A 16,624-nucleotide genomic window follows, 5' to 3' on the forward strand; every position below is an offset into this window, starting at 1 on the left:
CCTCAGAGGTGGACACCACCATCCAGCGCCACAAGGGAGGGACAGGCAGCCAGGGCCCGGCTGCCGTGCCCACCATCACACCTTCCGCCTCAGCGCGTGTTGAGCGTGGCCACGAAGAACGCACTCCGCTCGCCGAACAGCCGCGCTGACACCGCATCGTATTGCTGCTGCGCCTCGGGCGTCTCGAAGTACTGGTCGTTCCACGAGCCCATGCCGCCAAATACATCGGACAGCAGGTAGGCGAGCAGTCCACGCAGCTTCGCCTCGGACATCCCCAGCGACTGGAACAGTCCCAACGAGCCCAGCCTGTCCTCGAAGACCTGCACCGGCCGCCCGTCGAAGCCCGCGGCCTTCACCGCCTCCAGGTAATCCGGCACCCGCTCCGGTGACAGTTCGTCGTAGCGCGGCGCCTGTCCTTCGAGCGCGAAGAGCGCCAGCTTGAACGCATCCGCGAAGTTCGAGCCCTGCGCGGCCGAGAAGGCAACTGCCTCCCGCAGTGCCTTCGTGAAGCCACGCCGCGCCTCGTCCCAGGACGGCCCCTCGGACACGGGCGCGGGCCCGGCCGCCAGTTCGTGGAACAGGTACATCTGGTACACGTCGGGATTGGACTGCAGGCGCAGCAACTCCTTGCCCGGAATCCGCCCCGGGTCTTCTTCCTGAGAGAACACAGGCCGGACGCATCCGCGCAAAGGCTCGGGGATGACCAACTCCGCGCCATGGGCCCGGGCCGCCTGCTGCAACGCCATCATCAGGTTGCCGGTCAGCATCGACTGGAGCCCATCCGGCGCCATCGTCCGGAGCCGGGCCTCGAAACCCTCCGGCGTCACGGGCGGCTCCCCCTCCGCCAGGAACGAGTTCTGGTCCCGGGCGATGCGCGTCCAGGCATCCACGGCGAAGGGCTGCGCGGCCACCAGGTCCGCGAACTGCTGGGGCGTGGTGGTGTCGGTGAGGAGGAGCTGCTCCTCCGACGGGACGAACTCCGCCTGCTGCTCGGGAGACAGCATCTCGCGAAACAGTGCGTCCGGGTCGCTGGTGTAGAAGCAGGCCCGGAGCGCGTCTGGAATCGTCACGTCCGCGCCGTGACGGCGAAGGGTGGCCTGGAGTTCCTCCACCAGGTCACCGCCGCGCAAGTCGTAGTGCACGAACCCGTCCTGCGAGGCCAGGTAGTCCGGCACCTCCGAGGCCGGCACCGCGGGCCGGTCGTTGAGCTGGTTGTTCTCGGAGATGGACGCCGCCCAGGCCTCGAAGACACGGTCCGCGTGCGACTGCGCACGGGCGAAGTCCACGAGTTGCCGCGCGGTGAGCAGGTGCGGGCGGCTGGAGTGCATTCGCAGGAGGAAGAGCGAGGACGCCCCACTCGAGGTCACCTCCAGCACCACGCCTCCCGAGTTGGCGAACGCGGCGGCGATGTGCGCGGGAAGCGCCTCGGACGAGGACGCGCCGAGGTCCACCACGCGAACGGAGCGCACCCCACCCGCATCGAACGAGTCGAGCCAGGTGGCGAGCGGAAGCTCACGCCCATCCAGGAGCCGCACCCCCAGGGAGTACGCCCTCGGCACCTCGAGCCGCCGCAGCGCCCAAGCCGCACCCAGCTCCTCTTCCAGCGCCTCGAGCCGCTGAGGCCACCGGGCACGGTCCTCCCGCAACAGCGAGGACACCAGCACCAGGCAAAGGTCATCCACCCGCACGCACTGCCTCCGGGAAAGGACGCGGCGGGAAGCGCCGCGCCGGAGACCAGACAAAGCACGGCGACGGACGGATGCAAACACGTCACGGCTCCGCCCGCGCCAGGACGGCACGCGAGCGAAGCCGCGTCAGGCGAAGCGACGGCTACTCCTTCGGCTTCGGCTCGCCGTGGGTGTAGATGTCGTAGCCGATGCCGCCCAGGCTCTCACGCTCAGGCTTGTCCTGGTCGAACTGCACGACCTCCAGGTGGTAGGGCTCCGGCGTGGCGTCCACCGAGCGCTCGAAGAACATCCGCAACTGGTGCTCCTCGCGGAAGCCCAGCGGCAGCTCGTGGAACACGCCCCCTTCCGGAGACACGACCTCGAACTCGCCCTCGCGCAGCATCTTCATGCCCTCGGCCTTGCCGCCCGCCTCCACCCAGCGCCTGAACAGCTCGTCCGGCAGACGCACGACGACACGTCCGCCATTCCCCGGGAAGGGCCGCTGCCGGTCCATTTCCGGCACCCGCACGGCCAGCCGCAGCGCCCGGATTCCCTCGTGCACGTTGCGCACGATGAAGTGGACCTCCTCGCTTCCGGACTCCAGGTCCACGATGTTCACGTTGCGCCAGATGATGTTGTTGTTCTGACGGACGTTGGCGTCGACGTTCGTCGTCTCGGTGAACGACATGGGGTCGGATGCGGACTCCCAGCGCGCCACCAGGCAGTAGTGGCCCTCGCCGGGCAGGCTGCTCCACGGCGCCTGGACGATGTGCGTGTCGGGCGTGAAGCCGTTGACGGCGACGTCACCGAACTGCGTCCAGTCCGTGGGCCAGGCCAGGCCGGTGGAGGCGTTGGCGTAGTACAGCTTGAGGCGCCCCGAGGCGCCCGGACGGGGCCCGCCGTGCAGCTTCACGTAGGCGTAGTTCGTCGCGCCCAGCTCGGGGTTCTGGTGGACGTGCGGGTTGGCGACGCCGTCCGGGTTGCGGCGAATCCAGATGTACGGGCTGGCCCACATGTCCTGGCCTGCGGTGGCGGGGTCCGGCTCCAGGCCGGTGTCGGACCAGGTGTCGCGCATCCAGACGTCATACGGGTCCGGGCAGGTGGCGCTGCGCAGCGCGCACTGAGGCAACAGCGAGCCCAGGTGGGAGATGATGGAGGTGATGGGCACGCCACGGTTGGGGCAGTTGGCGCAGTGGTGCAGCGCGACGACGCGGTGGTCGGAGTTGGCGATGACGGGAGAGCCGGACGAGCCGCCCTGGGTGTCCGCGTAGTAGCCGATGTCCAGCGGGCCCCCCGGCGAGCACGCGGGCCGGTTGAGGGCGAAGATTTCCGCGAAGCCCGAGGCGTCCGACGCGTGCGTGGAGTTGCGGGCGATGTGCTTGCCCCAGGCGGCGGGGTGCTGGGGAATGTAGATGCGCTCATCCACGAACGCGGTGGTGTTGCGCAGCTGGAGGTAGCCGTAGGTGGCCGTGGGGTTGGTGGGCAGCCGCACCAGGGCGTAGTCCCGGGGCGCGTCCACGGCGATGAGCGTGGAACTCGTGGCCACCACCGTGCCCGGACAGCCGAACCAGCTGTTGCAAGCGGAGGTACAGGCGCCGCCCTCGGCCATGAACTCGAAGTCGGTGTTGAGCGCGTCCGAGGTGTTGGCGATGCAGTGCTCGTTGGTCATCACGTGGCCCTGATTGCCCACGAGCCAGCCCGTGCAGGCCCCGCTGCCGTTGATGAGCAGACGGGCCACCGCGCGCGAGTGCTTGTACTGACGCGGGTCCGATGTCTGGTAGCAACGCGCGTTGCGCGAGTCGTCCGGACCGCAGAGGGCCTTGTTGTCCAGGTCCTCGCCCAGCGCCGCCAGGTTGGCGAAGCCGCGAGCGAACCGGTCGATGGTGTAGCCGGACTTCGCGTGGCCGCCCGTGCTCCACAGCTCGACGATGGCGACGTCACCGGAGATGTGACCACTCCAGAAGCCGCCCCTCACTGGCGCGTTGCCCTCGCCCTTGCCGAAGCCCTCGTAGCGGTACTCACGCGAGCCGTCCGGCGCGCGGACGATGACGTAGTCCCCCGACGCGAGCGCGAACTGGCTGAAGTGCGGCGCGATGTACGTGGCACCCGGGCTGCTGACGCGGTCCGTCCAGGCCAGCTCGGCCTTGGCGCGAACGCCCTCCGGCCGCGCCTTGGGCTGACGTGACTTGAAGGTGGCGACGACGTCCTCGCCCACCTTCACGCGCCCCTGGGCATCCCGCTGCAAGGGAGGTTGTGACGTGCGGCCCTCGCAGACCGCGCTCTCTTCCGCCATGGCACCGCCGCCGGCCAGCATCATTCCGGCCAGCAACAGGCCTCTCAGATTGAATCTCACGCAGCACCTCGTGGGGGGTGGCAACCACCGGGGGTGGACGCCCGAATCAGGACCGCGGGCACCGGCGGGCCCGCGGTCCTGGAGCAAGCGACGAGCCACACTCGAAGTTCTATCCAGACAAGGAGATTGCACTGGGGAAGCACCCGCTCCCCTCGGACACGGGCCCATCCCGGCGGAACGGGCTTCGCGGTGTGACCCGCGCCGCAACACTTTGAGTGAAAGTGTAACGCCTCGAGCTACCGGTCCGACGGAGGCACCACGTCGTCCAGTCCGCTGCGCTCAGGCGGGTGGCGCGGAACCCGAGGTCGACGCACCGTTTTCGGAAGCGGCGGTGTCGGACTGCCCCAGGAAGTCATCCAGCGCGCCCACGTCGATGGGCTTGCGGAACACGGCGTCCACCAGCGCGAGGTTGGCGCGGTTCTGTCCACGCACGTCCATGCCGGTGACGATGGCCAGCAGCGCCTGAGGGGTCTTCTTGCGCAGCTCGCGCGCCAGCTCCCAGCCGCTCATCTCCGGCATCACCGCGTCCAGCAGCGCGGCGTCGTAGCGGCGCCGGTCCCACATCCCCAGCGCCACCGCGGGGCTGTGGGCCACCTGGACCTCGTAGCCTTCCTCGCCCAGCACCTCCGCCATCATCCGCGCGTTGTCGAGGTCGTCATCCACCACCAGCACGCTGCGCGTCTGCTGGAAGCGCCGGGGCCCCGTCGGCCGCATCAGCTCCGCGCGCGACGGCTCCGGACGTGGCGCGGTGGACACGGCGCCTTCATGCACGCGGGGCAGACGCACCACGAAGGCCGTGCCCGTGCCCGAGGCCGGAACCTCCGCCGTCAGCTCGCCGCCCCAGCGCTCCACCTGTGCCCGCGCCACCGCCAGGAACAGGGACAACTGCGGCGCGCTCGCGTCCCGGCGCAGCGGGTCGAACAGCCGCGCCAGCTCATCCGGCGCGTAGGGCGTGCCCTCGTCCTCGATGCGCAGCACCAGCCACGAGGCCCCGTCCGCGCGCGTGGAGACGTGCAGCCGTCCGCCGGTCTCCATCCGGTCTCTCGAGACGAGCAAGAGGTTCACCACCAGCTCGCGGAAGAAGCCCGTATCCGCGCGCACGTTGCCGGCGTCGCCCAGGTCCAGGTCGACGTACACCGGGTGCTCGCGCTGCTCCAGCTCGCCGCGCGCCAGCTCCAGCGCCTCGCGCACCGTCTGGTCCACGGGGACGTCGGTGGGCTGCTCCTGGGTGCGCTGGATGTTGAACTCCTGGAGCCGGGCCACCAGCTCACCAATCTGTTGCACCGTCTTGTCGAGCGCCTCCAGGTGCTCGGGCTTGAACTCGCGTTGCAGCAGGGTGATTCGCAGCCGCAGCACGTTGAGGAAGTTGTTGAGCGCATGCGCCGCGCCGCTGGCGAGCTGTCCCAGCGCCTGCTGGCGGGTGCGCTGGAGCAGGCGGCCCTGGAGCCTGCGCAGTTCCCCGTGCGCGCTCTGAAGTGCCTTCGTCTTGTTCACCGCTTCCGTGCGGTCGGTGAAGGTCTGGATGGCGCCGGCCAGCTCGCCCTCCTCTTCCCAGACGGGCGTGGCGCTCAGCTCCAGCGTCGCGGTGTCGCCGCCGGGGCGCTCCACCACCATCATCACCCCACGCACGGGCCCCTTCTCCTTGAGTGCCCGCAGGAAGGGCATGTCGGCCAGCCTGAAAGGCTCGCCCGTGAGGTGGCGCGCGTTCACCTGCGTCAGCACGGGGTTGATGGTGTTCGCCGCCCGCCCCCCCACCACCGCGCGCATGGGCACCCCCATGAGGCGGCTCACCGGCGGCGTGGCGAAGGAGACGGTGCCGTCCACCTCCGCCAGCATGATGCCCACGTCCACCTGGTTGAGCACCGACTCCATCACCGCCGCTTCACGAAAGCGCACCTCCTCCGTCTTCAGGATGCGCGCATAGGACGCCTGGGCCGCGGCGTCCGCCTCCCACACCAGCTCCGCCACGAGCTCCGCCACCTGGGGCTCGATGAAGCCACCGTTGCGGCGCGCGTAGACGTGGAGCATCACCTCTTCCAGGGACTTGAACTCACGCGTCAGGTCCTCGGGGTCGAAGTTCTGGGTGTAGCGGAAGGCGCCGTGCGGGCGGACCACCTCCGGCCAGAGCCGGACGACGTCGTCGGGCCGGTCCCTGAGCAGGCGGGCCAGTTCGTCCAGCAACCGGCGCAGCGGGGCGCGCAGGTCCCTGCCGGGGACCTCCACGTCGTATGTCTCCGCACGCAGGCGCTTGGCCCACAGGCGTGCCAGGCGCTCGCGCTCCTCCTGGAGGAGGTGGGACAGGGCCTGTATGGGATTCACGTCGGGCACGTTCAAGTCAGCAAGCTGCACACGCGCGCCCGCCATGGCCACCCGTGCGCCCGCCCGCCTGCCTGCCATCCCCACCCCGCCTGCGTTGCAAACGCCCACTGCCCAGCCCACCTTCCGGCGAAGGATGCCCGTGCGTGAACGTGACAAAAACGATGTGCTGGAGTCGCCCTGGCTCTCCCAGCAGGCCATGGCCCAGCTGTTCCGGGGGGAGCTGAGCCGCTCCGATACCTGGCGCACGCGCCTGGACACCACCACCAACTGGGCAATCACGACGACGGCGGCGGTCATCTCCTTCGGCTTCGCGTCGACGCAGAGCTCACACGTCACCTTCCTGGTGGGAATCTGGATGGTGGTGTCGTTCCTCCTCATCGAGGCGCGGCGCTACCGCTACTACGACTTGTGGAACCGCCGGGTGCGCCTGCTGGAGGACGGCTGGTGGGCCCCCATGCTCCGGCACGAGCCGGTGGACCCGGACGCCCTGCGCGAGCTGGCCCTGGAGCTGGAACGGCCCCAAATCCAGCTTTCCCTCTTCTCCGCCATCTCCACCCGGCTCAACCGCGCCTACGGGCCCATCCTGATGGTCCTGATGATGACGTGGTTCGTGAAGGTCTACAGCCACCCGAAGCCCCCCGTGGACCTCGACGAGTTCCTGGCGCGGGCGGGGGTGGCCTGGATTCCCGGCGAGGCCGTGACGGCCATCCTGCTGCTGCTCACGCTGACCGCGTCCTACCTGTTCCTGTCGTCCTTCTTCATCCGGGCGCCCCTGGGCGAGCTGCGGACCCGGCCCCGGGGACGCCGGGCGGCCCTGTGGGAGGCCTTCTACCGGCCCTACGCCATCCGCACCCGGCGCAAACCCACCCGCCGCCCGCGGCCGTCTTCCACGTCCGAGCACTGACACTCGGAGCGGATGCCCTCCCGCCCGGAAACCGGCCGGGTGACCCACCAGGGTGCGCCTACCTCATGGCCGCCATGCCTGCGGCTGAATTCCGGGCGTTTTCGTCCTTTCGACACCAGGGAAATTGTGCTGTGACTCCGCACCCATGGCGACCACACGAACTGTCACGATCATCAATGGCGATGGCATTGGCCCCGAAGTCATGGCGGCCACCGTTCGCGTCCTCGAGGCGCTCAAGGTCCCCCTTGATTTCGAGTACAAGGACGCAGGCACGGAGGTGGTGGCCAAGTACGGCACCAACCTGCCTCACGAGACGGTGGAGGCGGTGCTGCGCAGCGGCATCGCGCTCAAGGGCCCCACGGGCACGGTGGTGGGCGGTGGCCTCCCGTCGGCCAACGTGGGTCTGCGCAAGCGGCTGGACCTGTACTCGTCGCTGCGGCCCGTGAAGAGCGTACCGAACGTGAAGACGCGCTACGAGAATGTGGACCTCGTCGTGGTGCGTGAGAACACGGAGAGTCTCTACGCCGGCCTGGAGCACATCATCGTCCCGGGCGTGGTGGAGTCGCTGAAGATCATCACCGAGAAGGCCTCCACGCGGATTGCCCGCTTCGCCTTCGAGTACGCCCGCAAGCACGGCCGCAAGAAGGTCACCGCCGTGCACAAGGCGAACATCATGAAGCTGTCGGACGGCCTCTTCCTGGACTGCTGCCGCAAGGTGGGCCGTGAGTTCCCGGACATCACCTACGAGGAAGTCATCATCGACAACCTCGCCATGCAGCTCGTGAAGGACCCGACGCGCTTCGACGTGCTGGTGGCGGAGAACTTCTACGGCGACGTGCTCAGCGACCTGTGCGCGGGCCTGGTCGGCGGCCTGGGCGTGGTGCCGGGCGCCAACATCGGCGAGCGCACCGCCGTCTTCGAGGCCGTGCACGGCACCGCCCCGGACATCGCGGGCAAGGGCATCGCGAACCCCACCGCCCTGATGATGTCCGCGGTGATGATGCTGGACCACCTGGAGCTGGGCGAGGCGGCGCGCCGCATGGAGAACGCCATCTGGAAGGTGTACGGCTCGGGCGAGGTCCGTACTGGCGACCTCGGTGGCAAGGCCACCACCCGCGAGTTCACCGACGCCATCATCGGCGCGCTGTAGTTCGCTCGGCGCAGGCCGTAGCAAGAAGCCCGGACGCCTTCACGGCGGCCCGGGCTTTTTCGTGTCCGGGCTACACCCTCGTGAACTTCACGCCGGTGGCCTCTAGCCGCTCCAGAGCCTGTTTGATGTCCTCGGAGACGATGAGGGCCAGGGTCCAGCCTTCCGTGCGGAACACCTTGGTTTCGCCCACCTTGGCGGGGTCGATGAGCAAGTCGCCCACTGATTTGTGGCAGCGAAAGCGACACACGGTTCGACCTTCGCCGTCTCCGCGTCGTCACCTGACATGGCCGGAGCGTGGTGGGCTCGTGCCTGGTGGAGAACACCAGGCCTCGCCCTCCGCGAGCAAAGCCCGACGCCGAGCCCGTCAGCCGACCGTGACCTTCCGCACGCCCCGCGCCTCGAGCAGCGCGGGCAGCCGCTCACGCTGGTCGCCCTGGAGCACCAGCGTGTCGTCCTCCACCACGCCGCCGCAGCCGAGCGAGTTCTTCAGCGCCTTGAGCCACACCTCGCGCTGAGCCGCGGGCAGCTCCAGGTGCTCCACCACCGTGACTTCCTTCCCACCACGGCCCTTGCGCTCCATGCGAACCACCGCGCGCGCGGGGCCCTTGGGCTCAGCCTTCACAGGCGCCTGGGCCACGGGCGCGGCGGGAGCCTGGGGCAAGGCCTCCCGCTGCGCCGAGAGCGCGGCGAACGGATTGTTGAACGGAGCCGCCGGTGCCGCCGGCGGCGCACCCTTCTTGTCGCGCTTGCCCATGGTGCGGGTGCCGCGTCCTCAGTGGTTGTGGCCCGCGTGGTCGTCGTGGCCGTGGCCATGGCCACCGGCCGGGCGCGGGCGCGGCGGGGGCAGCACGTCGAAGCCAGGGGCGCTCGGGTTCCCGTCCGCCATCACCAGCGCGTAGAGGAACGGCGCGGAGGGCGGCGTCTCGCGGCCGTTCACCAACACCAGCGGCGTGCCCTGGATGTGGTGGCGCATGGCGTAGCGGGAGTCCTCTTGAATCTTCGCCGCCGTGGCCGGGCTGTTCATGCACACCTCCAGCTGGGAGCGCGGCACCGAGCCCGACGACGCGATCTCCACCGCCCGCTCCGTGTCCAGCACGGCCTGCGCGGCGAACATCTTCTCACGCAGCTCCCAGTAGTCCGGCGCGCCCTCCAGGCAGATCTGCGCACGCGCCGCCACGCAGCGCACGCTGGGCGCATCCGGGCCCCGGCGCGGAATCGCCGGGTTGCACGCGCCATCCAGCGGGAACTGGCGAGCCTCCAGCGACATCTTCCTTCGGGAACCCGCTTCTTCAGCGCGGACAGCTCCTCCACCAGCATCTTGCAGTGGGGGCACTTGCTGTCCGTCCACTCGACAATCTTCACCGGCGCATCCACCGGCCCGTAGCGGTGGCGCGCGGGCGCCGCGGCCGGCTGCGGCGTCTCACTGCGGTACGCGGCCAGCGCGTCCGCGATGAACTGCTGGTGCTGCGGCGGCAGCGAACGCAGGAACTCCTCCAGCGACGCGGGCGGAGGCGGCGGCGTCTGCGGCGTCACGCCCGGCGTCTGCGTGCTGGCCACCTGCGGCGCGGGCGGCAGCAGCGCGGCACCGGACGCCTCCGACGCCTTGGGCGTGGCCCGGCCGGGCAGCAACGTCGCCAGGAAGACCGCGGCGGTGACACCCGCCGTCCACTTCAGCGTGGCGCCCCACTCGCCCGCGCCGGGCAGCAGCGGTCCGGGCAGGCCCTTCCAGGCCACACCCGCGAAGGCCACCACCAGCGCATAGGTCGCCAGACACGTGGGGCACAGCGCACCCGACTGCGCGCTGGCCACGGCGAAGACCCCCACGGACACCAGGCCCGCGGCGGCCACCAGCCGCAGCCCGTTGGCCGCCGGACGCACCGGACGGCCCGAGCGCGCCCACGCCAGGAACACCGCGGACAGGCCCACCGCGACCAGCCCCCACACGAGGCCCAGGGCCGCCACGGGCAGGCCCACCAGGTCATGCACGCGGCTGGCGAAGGCGGAGTTCCACACCGTCTCGCAGTTCACCGTGTCGGAGACGCCGCACACGGTGGAGCCGCCACCGCGCAGGGTGAGCAACTGCATCCACTGGAAGATGGACAGGCCACTCTCCGCGAGGCCCAGGACCAGCAGCGCCAGCGCGCCACGAGTCGCCACGGGGGTGGGCGAAGGGGAAGACGTCGAGCTCATGCATGCTCCGGGGGCGGGGACATCAGGACGAGGAGGCGGGCAGCATCGGGGCTGTCGTTGGCGACGCCGTGTTCGGCGCCCGCGGGGGCGAAAATGGCGGCACCGGGGCCGTGGACTTCCTCTTCGGCACCCACGCGAAAGCGGCAACGCCCGTCGAGGACGACATACACCTTGTCCGACGTGGCATGGCGGTGGGGCTTCTGGGCCTGTCCCGGCTGGAGGCAGTACACGTCCAGGAAGAAACGGCCGGACTGGAAGACATTGTGCTTCAGGAGCTTCTCCGGTGAGAAGTCCTGGAAGGACGACAGGTGCTTCACATCCATCGTGGCATTCGCTCCTTCGCCTCTATATAGCGACGGACATGGAACCGCTGTCTCTGCATTTTCTTCACGAGAAGGCGGGCGCCCGCTTTGGCGCTGTGGGCGGCCGGGAAACCGTGGCCGGGTATGGAGACTCGGAGGGAGAGTACCGGGCGGCGAAGGCGTCCGTGGCCCTCCATGATGCCTCCTACCGCGAAACCCTCCGAATCACTGGAGAAGACCGGACCTCTTACCTACACGGGATGGTCACCCAGGAGGTGAACAACCTGCCCGTGGGCACCGCGGCCTATGCCGCCATGCTTACCGTCAAGGGGGCCATGGTGGCGGATGCCCGCATCCTCAAGCGGGAGACAGACCTCCTCCTGGATTTGGAGCCCGGCACCGGCGCCAAGGTGCGGGAGTTCCTGGATAAATACCTCATTTCCGAGGACGCCGAGCTGCACGAGGCCACGGGGGAACTGGCCCTGCTCCGGCTGCTCGGGCCCCGGACGGCGGACGTCCTGTCGGCCGCCCTGGGCAGCCCCCATGCGCCGCTGTCGCACCATGCCTCCCGCACGGCCACGCTGGCGGGCCATGAGGTGTGGCTGCTGGGGAGCACCGCCATCGAGCCCCATGGGGTCGACGTGTGGGTGCCACGCGCCGGCCTGGAGGACGCCTGGCGGGCCCTGTCCGAGGCTGGCGCCGCTCACGGCCTGAAGCCCCTGGGCTTCGAGGCCCTGGAGCTGCTCCGAGTGGAGGCCGGCGTCCCCCGGTACGGCCAGGACATGGTGGACACCACCATTCCGCTGGAAGCCAACCTGGCGAACGCCATCTCCTACAACAAGGGTTGCTACATCGGGCAGGAGGTCATCGCCCGAGCCACCTTCCGCGGCCACATGAACCGCAAGCTGACGGGGCTGCTGCTGGGCGACGCGGACGTGGCCCCCGGCACCGAGCTGCGGCGCGGGGAGAAGAAGGTGGGCTGGCTGACCAGCGTGGTGCAGTCGCCTGTCGCGGGGCAGCGGGTGGCCCTGGGCTACGTGCACCGGGACTCGCTGGAGCCGGGCACCGAGCTGACGCTGGCGGCGGGCCCCGCCACGGTGAAGGTGGCGTCCCTCCCCTTCTCCGCGTGAAACAGTCCCAGCATACTGGTGAGCCATGTTCCATGGCTCACCGTGCACCCTGCTTCGTCCCGCGCTGCTGCTCACAGCGCTGTCCCTCTTCCTGACGGGCTGCTTCAACGTCGAGCAGGACCTCTGGATTGAGCCGGGAGGTTCGGCGCGCCTCGTCGTCGACATGGGGATGCCCAGGTCCGTGACGGCGCTGGCGCGCCTGGGCGGCACGGCGGACGCCCGGGAGGCGCTGCTCGCGCAGGCGCGCGAGGCGGAGAAGATGCTGCGCCAGGACCCGGAAGTCTCCCAGGTGATGCTCCGGGACTACGAGAAGGACGGCCAGGTCCATCTCGTCTACGACGTGACGGTGAAGGACGTCACCCGGCTCCCGGAGCTCTACCGCCGCGCCGCCGAGCAGCACACTCAGGGCCAACCGTCATCGCCGAAGGATGCGTGGGACTTCCGCATCGAGCGCCAGGGCGGGGACTACGTCTACACCCAGCGTTTCAACCCGGAGAAGGCCTTCACCGCGCCGGTCGGCATCGGTGACGAGGCCGCGGAGCAGGCCGCCCAGGAGCTCGCGAAGGGCATGGTGAAGGCCATGCTCATCAACAACCGCCTCACCCTCCGCATCCACGGCCCTGGCATCGGCGAGACGAACGGCACGGTGAACGAGCAGAAGGACACCGTGGAGTGGAAGCTCAACCTCGCGGAGCTGATGGACGCCCCCGCCGAGGGCCGCGAGTTCCGCGCCGTCATCCACGGCGGCGAGCCGCTCTGGCTGTGGCCACTGGTGCTGGGCGTTCCCATGGTGGTGCTGCTGCTGACGGTCGCCGCCGCCCGGAAGCGGCGGGGCATCGCCGCCCGATAACACGCCCCTGACACACCTGTCACAGCACCCCTGCCGTCGCTGTCCCTCTGCATCAATCATTTCGAGGACTTCGCCTTGGAACGGACCTTGCTGAAGCAAGCGTCCGAGCATGCGACCCACGTCTTCGCTGACATGGCTGTCCTTCATCACCGGCGCGACCGTCATGGCGTCGGAGATGGCGGCGTCACGCCTGATGGCGCCCTACTTCGGCAGCAGCACGCCCGTCTGGGCCGCGCTCATCTCCCTGGTCCTGGGTGGGCTCGCGTTGGGCGCGCATCTGGGAGGCCGCGTGGCGGACCGCTCGGGTCGCCTGACACTGCTGCTGAGCGCGCTCTGCCTCTCCGCGCTCGCCCTGGCCATGTTGCCCTTCCTCGCGCGGGTGCTGCTGCCCGGCGCGACGGCCGCGGTGCTGGGCGGACGCCCCATGGAGGGGCTGGGCCGCGTGGCATTGCTGCTGGTGGTGGCGATGCCGCCCCTGCTGGTGCTGGGCGCGGTGGGGCCGTACGTGCTGCGCGTGGGGCTGGCAGGAGTGGAGTCAGCGGGCGCGCACGCCGGACGGCTGTCCTCCGCATCCACGGTGGGCAGCATCACCGGAACGCTGCTGGCGGCCTTCGTCGTGCTGCCGCTGCTGGGCACCGCGCGCACCATGGCGCTCTTCGCGGCGGTGCTGGGGCTCACGGCCTCCTGGCGCCTGGGGTGGCGGTGGCGGCTGCCCGCCGTGGGCGTGCCCATGGTGGCGCTGGCCCTGGGCGCCCACGCCCTGCCCCGCGCCCCCAAGGCCGTGGACGTGGCCGAGTCCCCCTATGCCTTCATCCAGGTGGTGAAGGACGAACATGGCACCCGCTCGCTCGTCTTCGATGAGGGCTACGCGGTGCAGAGCGTCCACCGGCCTGGCCTGCCTGTGCGCGGAGAAGTCTTCGGGCACTACCTGCTGGTCCCCGCCATGGCCCAGGCAGCGCCACGAGCGCCCCGGGTGCTGGTCCTGGGCCTGGGCGCGGGCACGAGCGCCAGGGGCCTGCGGGAGACGTACCCCGGCGTGGAGGTGGTGGGCGTGGAGCTGGACGCGGAGGTCGTGCGGCTGGGCCGTGCGCACTTCGACCTGCCCTCCGAGGTGGAAGTCCACGTCGGAGACGCGCGCGCCTTCCTCGCGAGCGACACCCGCCAGTACGACGTCATCCTGGTCGACGCGTTCCGCTTCCCCTACGTCCCCTTCCACCTGACGACGCGCGAGTTCGCCGCCGCCGTGGCCGCGCGCCTGAAGCCCGGTGGCGTGGCCTGCTTCAACGTGGGGCGCTACGCGCAGGAGCGCGCGGTGGTGGAGGCCGTGGGCGCCACGCTGGCCACCATCTTCCCGGAGGTCCGGGCCGCCGACGCGCGCAACCACAGCAACACGCTGCTCTTCGCCGGGGCCCCGGGCTCGCGGAGCGGCTCGCGGAACGCACGGCGTCGCTCCCCGCATCGCTGCGCCCGCTGGCGGAGCGCGTGGCCGGAGAGCTGAAGCCGGTGCCCGCGGGCGAGCCACTGACGGACGACCGGGCCCCGGTGGAGCTGCTCACGGACGCCATCCTCCTGCGGGCCCTCTCGAGTGGGGAGAAGCTCCAATGAAGCGCCTCCCCTCGATGCCGGAGTTCCTCGCGCCGCTGCCCCTGTTCGCGGTGGTGCTGATGGCGGTGAATGACCGCTGGCTCAAGCCCACCTTCCACAACGCCCTCACCGGCAAGCTGTCCGACGTCGCCATCTGCTTCTTCCTGCCGCTCTACGTGTCCGCGCTGCTGGCGCTGGTGACGCGCTGGCCCAGGGCGCGCAGGGTGGCCGTGGGCGCGGGCTTCACCGCGTGCCTCTACACCGCGCTCAAGGTCTCCCAGCCCGCGGCGGACCTCTTCTGTGAGCTGCTGCGTCCCTTGGGCTTGCCGCTCGGCATCCGGAGCTTCCGAGCCTGGGCCGACCCCACCGACCTCGTCACCTTGCCGCTTGTCTGGGCGGCGGTGCGTTACAGCCGCGCCGCCGCCCGTGAACCGTCGTCCCTCCCCGCCTCACCCTCCACTGGAGTCAGCACGTGAAAGTCATCCTGATGAACCTCGCGGCCACGGCCGCGCTCGCCACCACGGCGGTGCTGCTCGTCGCGGACTCGGGAGAGAAGGGCTGCCACCAGCCCGCCCAGAGCGTCACCTTCGACGTGGGCCACAACACGTGCGGAGCGCCGGGCATCCTCATGGTGAGCACCCCCCAAGACACCTGCCGCCTCGACGTGGAGGTGGAGGAACGAACGGGCCTGCCCATGACGGGGGACGTCTACGACGGCAACGTGGACCTCCGCCAGGGCGACAACTGGTACCTGGCGGACATGAACGTCGCCATCACCGTGGACGCGGATGGTGGGACGCTGCCCGGCGACGCGGGCAGCGGAACAACGGTCGAGGTCAACCGCGCGTGCGAAGTCCTGCGCGAAGGTGAGGTCCTCCGGCTGAAGTGCACCGCGCGCAGGGCGGACCTCGCCAACGAGCAGGTGCGCGCCTGCGAGGCCGTGCTCACCCCGCGCTGAGGCCCCCGGCGGCCAGCACTCCCACGCAGCCGCCGCCCAGCACCAACCACGCGGAATTGACGCGATAGCGGATGAGCAGCACGGCGGCCACGGCCGCCAGGGCCACCGGCAACGGACTCACCAGCACGGCCCGCCCCAACTGCCACGTCACCACCGCCATCAGCGCGAGCGACGCCACGTTGACGCCGTCCAGGAAGGCGCCGGCCACCCACGAGCGGCGCAGCCGTGGCACCAGCGGTCCACTCAGCGCCACGAAGACGAAGGCGGGCAGGAAGATGCCCGCCGTGGCCACCACCGCGCCCGATGGGCCGCCCATCACGTAGCCGATGAAGGTGGCCGTGGTGAACACGGGCCCCGGCGTCACCTGCCCAACAGCCACCGCGTCCAGCAGCTGGGCTTCGGTCAGCCAACCGTAGCGCTCCACCAACCCGGTGCGGAGGAAGGCCAGCAGCACGTAGCCACTGCCGTACAGCACAGAGCCCACCTTGACGAAGAAGAGGAAGAGGCCGTGCAGGGTGAACGGCGCGGCGGCCGTGGCGGTCGTGGCCCCCAAGGACAGCAACGGCCACAGCGGCGCCACCCCCGCCCGAGGCGCGCCTGCCCGTTGTCGTTCCATGCCGCGCCACGCGAGCACGGCGAGCCCCGACAGGAGCAGCAGGAGCAGCTCATTGACGCCCATGAAAGCCGCCGCCACGGCAGCCGCGCCCACGCTGGCGGCCAGCGGTGTCCGCACGACGGTGCGCAGCAGCCCCCAGAGCGCCTGGGCCACCACGGCGATGATGACGGCCTTCACGCCGTGCAACACGGCGTCCACCTTCGGCAGCGTGCCGAATCGCGTGTACGCCCAGGCGATGACCGCGACCATGAAGAAGGCGGGGAGGATGAAGCACGCGCCCGCCACCAGCAGGCCGGGCCAGCCCGCGCGCCGATGGCCGATGTGGATGGCCAGCTCCGTGGAGTTGGGCCCCGGAATCAGGTTCGTGGCGCCGAGCAGGTCCACGAACTCCTCGCGCGACAGCCAGCCGCGGCGGCGCACGACCTCGTCCTCCATCATCGCGATGTGAGCCGCCGGGCCGCCGAAGGCGAACGTCCCCAGCCGGAGGAACAACCCCGCCAGCTCCCGCAGCGCGGCGGCGCGGTCCACCGGCGAAGCGGGAGACGACGGAAGACCACCCTGCGGGGACGAGGAGGGACTCATGGGAATCGAGTGTCCCACG

Annotated in this window: 14 protein-coding genes and 2 pseudogenes; 8 read left to right on the plus strand and 8 right to left on the minus strand. The window is 70.2% G+C overall.

The genetic code is table 11. From position 1 onward, the window contains the following. Positions 1-89: 89 nt before the first annotated feature. From QEG98_RS34835 to QEG98_RS34845, 3 genes are all read right to left on the minus strand, one after another. Positions 90-1,682, minus strand: coding sequence for a hypothetical protein (locus QEG98_RS34835; RefSeq protein ID WP_316564376.1), 1,593 nt, complete (start codon positions 1,680-1,682; stop codon positions 90-92). 148 nt (positions 1,683-1,830) lie between these two features. Continuing rightward, positions 1,831-4,020: a serine protease gene (locus tag QEG98_RS34840; RefSeq protein ID WP_316564377.1), complete on the minus strand. Its 2,190-nt coding sequence runs from the start codon at positions 4,018-4,020 to the stop codon at positions 1,831-1,833. A 279-nt stretch (positions 4,021-4,299) separates the two neighbouring features. Then, entirely contained in the window at positions 4,300-6,459 is a 2,160-nt protein-coding gene (locus tag QEG98_RS34845) for a response regulator (RefSeq protein WP_316564378.1), read from the minus strand. 13 nt (positions 6,460-6,472) lie between these two features. Between QEG98_RS34845 and QEG98_RS34850 the strand changes: the two genes are divergently transcribed. Together QEG98_RS34850 and QEG98_RS34855 are read left to right on the plus strand one after the other, a co-directional pair. After that, positions 6,473-7,243: a DUF2270 domain-containing protein gene (locus tag QEG98_RS34850; protein WP_090488647.1), complete on the plus strand. Its 771-nt coding sequence runs from the start codon at positions 6,473-6,475 to the stop codon at positions 7,241-7,243. 145 nt (positions 7,244-7,388) lie between these two features. Then, positions 7,389-8,393: an isocitrate dehydrogenase (NAD(+)) gene (locus QEG98_RS34855; RefSeq protein WP_090488644.1), complete on the plus strand. Its 1,005-nt coding sequence runs from the start codon at positions 7,389-7,391 to the stop codon at positions 8,391-8,393. A gap of 70 nt (positions 8,394-8,463) precedes the next feature. Here the strand turns inward: QEG98_RS34855 and QEG98_RS34860 are convergent. The 4 genes and pseudogenes from QEG98_RS34860 to QEG98_RS34880 all read right to left on the minus strand — a co-directional run. Next, positions 8,464-8,616 (minus strand): annotated as a pseudogene (locus tag QEG98_RS34860) (imm11 family protein); the annotation flags it as partial. A 141-nt stretch (positions 8,617-8,757) separates the two neighbouring features. Continuing rightward, positions 8,758-9,147: a translation initiation factor gene (locus tag QEG98_RS34865; protein WP_316564379.1), complete on the minus strand. Its 390-nt coding sequence runs from the start codon at positions 9,145-9,147 to the stop codon at positions 8,758-8,760. Between the two features lie 18 nt (positions 9,148-9,165). Next, positions 9,166-10,583: pseudogene (locus QEG98_RS34875) on the minus strand (thioredoxin domain-containing protein). After that, on the minus strand, positions 10,580-10,906 hold the full coding sequence (locus QEG98_RS34880; protein ID WP_316564382.1) for a cupin domain-containing protein: 327 nt from the start codon (positions 10,904-10,906) through the stop codon (positions 10,580-10,582). Before QEG98_RS34880 ends, QEG98_RS34875 begins: the two are co-directional and overlap by 4 nt. Before the next feature lie 38 nt (positions 10,907-10,944). Between QEG98_RS34880 and QEG98_RS34885 the strand changes: the two genes are divergently transcribed. The 6 genes from QEG98_RS34885 to QEG98_RS34910 all read left to right on the plus strand — a co-directional run bounded on the left by QEG98_RS34885 (position 10,945) and on the right by QEG98_RS34910 (position 15,407). After that, on the plus strand, positions 10,945-12,015 hold the full coding sequence (locus QEG98_RS34885; protein ID WP_090488636.1) for an aminomethyltransferase family protein: 1,071 nt from the start codon (positions 10,945-10,947) through the stop codon (positions 12,013-12,015). A gap of 25 nt (positions 12,016-12,040) precedes the next feature. Then, a complete protein-coding gene (locus tag QEG98_RS34890) occupies positions 12,041-12,865 on the plus strand; it encodes a hypothetical protein (protein ID WP_316564383.1) in 825 nt (274 codons plus the stop codon). Between the two features lie 109 nt (positions 12,866-12,974). Beyond that, the gene (locus QEG98_RS34895) at positions 12,975-14,363 is read left to right on the plus strand and encodes a fused MFS/spermidine synthase (protein ID WP_316564384.1); all 1,389 of its coding nucleotides are present in this window, start codon (positions 12,975-12,977) and stop codon (positions 14,361-14,363) included. Further along, positions 14,348-14,470 carry a hypothetical protein gene (locus tag QEG98_RS34900; RefSeq protein ID WP_316564385.1) on the plus strand — a complete coding sequence of 41 codons (123 nt, stop codon included), beginning with the start codon at positions 14,348-14,350 and terminating at the stop codon, positions 14,468-14,470. Before QEG98_RS34895 ends, QEG98_RS34900 begins: the two co-directional genes overlap by 16 nt. Next, entirely contained in the window at positions 14,467-14,925 is a 459-nt protein-coding gene (locus QEG98_RS34905) for a hypothetical protein (protein WP_316564386.1), read from the plus strand. Before QEG98_RS34900 ends, QEG98_RS34905 begins: the two co-directional genes overlap by 4 nt. After that, the gene (locus QEG98_RS34910; protein ID WP_316564387.1) at positions 14,922-15,407 is read left to right on the plus strand and encodes a hypothetical protein; all 486 of its coding nucleotides are present in this window, start codon (positions 14,922-14,924) and stop codon (positions 15,405-15,407) included. Before QEG98_RS34905 ends, QEG98_RS34910 begins: the two co-directional genes overlap by 4 nt. Here the strand turns inward: QEG98_RS34910 and chrA are convergent. After that, positions 15,394-16,605 (minus strand): chromate efflux transporter, encoded by a 1,212-nt coding sequence (gene chrA, locus QEG98_RS34915; protein ID WP_316564388.1) that lies wholly within the window; start codon positions 16,603-16,605, stop codon positions 15,394-15,396. The genes QEG98_RS34910 and chrA overlap by 14 nt on opposite strands. Positions 16,606-16,624 lie beyond the last annotated feature (19 nt).

This window comes from Myxococcus sp. MxC21-1, from assembly GCF_032612255.1.
Taxonomy (GTDB): domain Bacteria; phylum Myxococcota; class Myxococcia; order Myxococcales; family Myxococcaceae; genus Myxococcus; species Myxococcus virescens.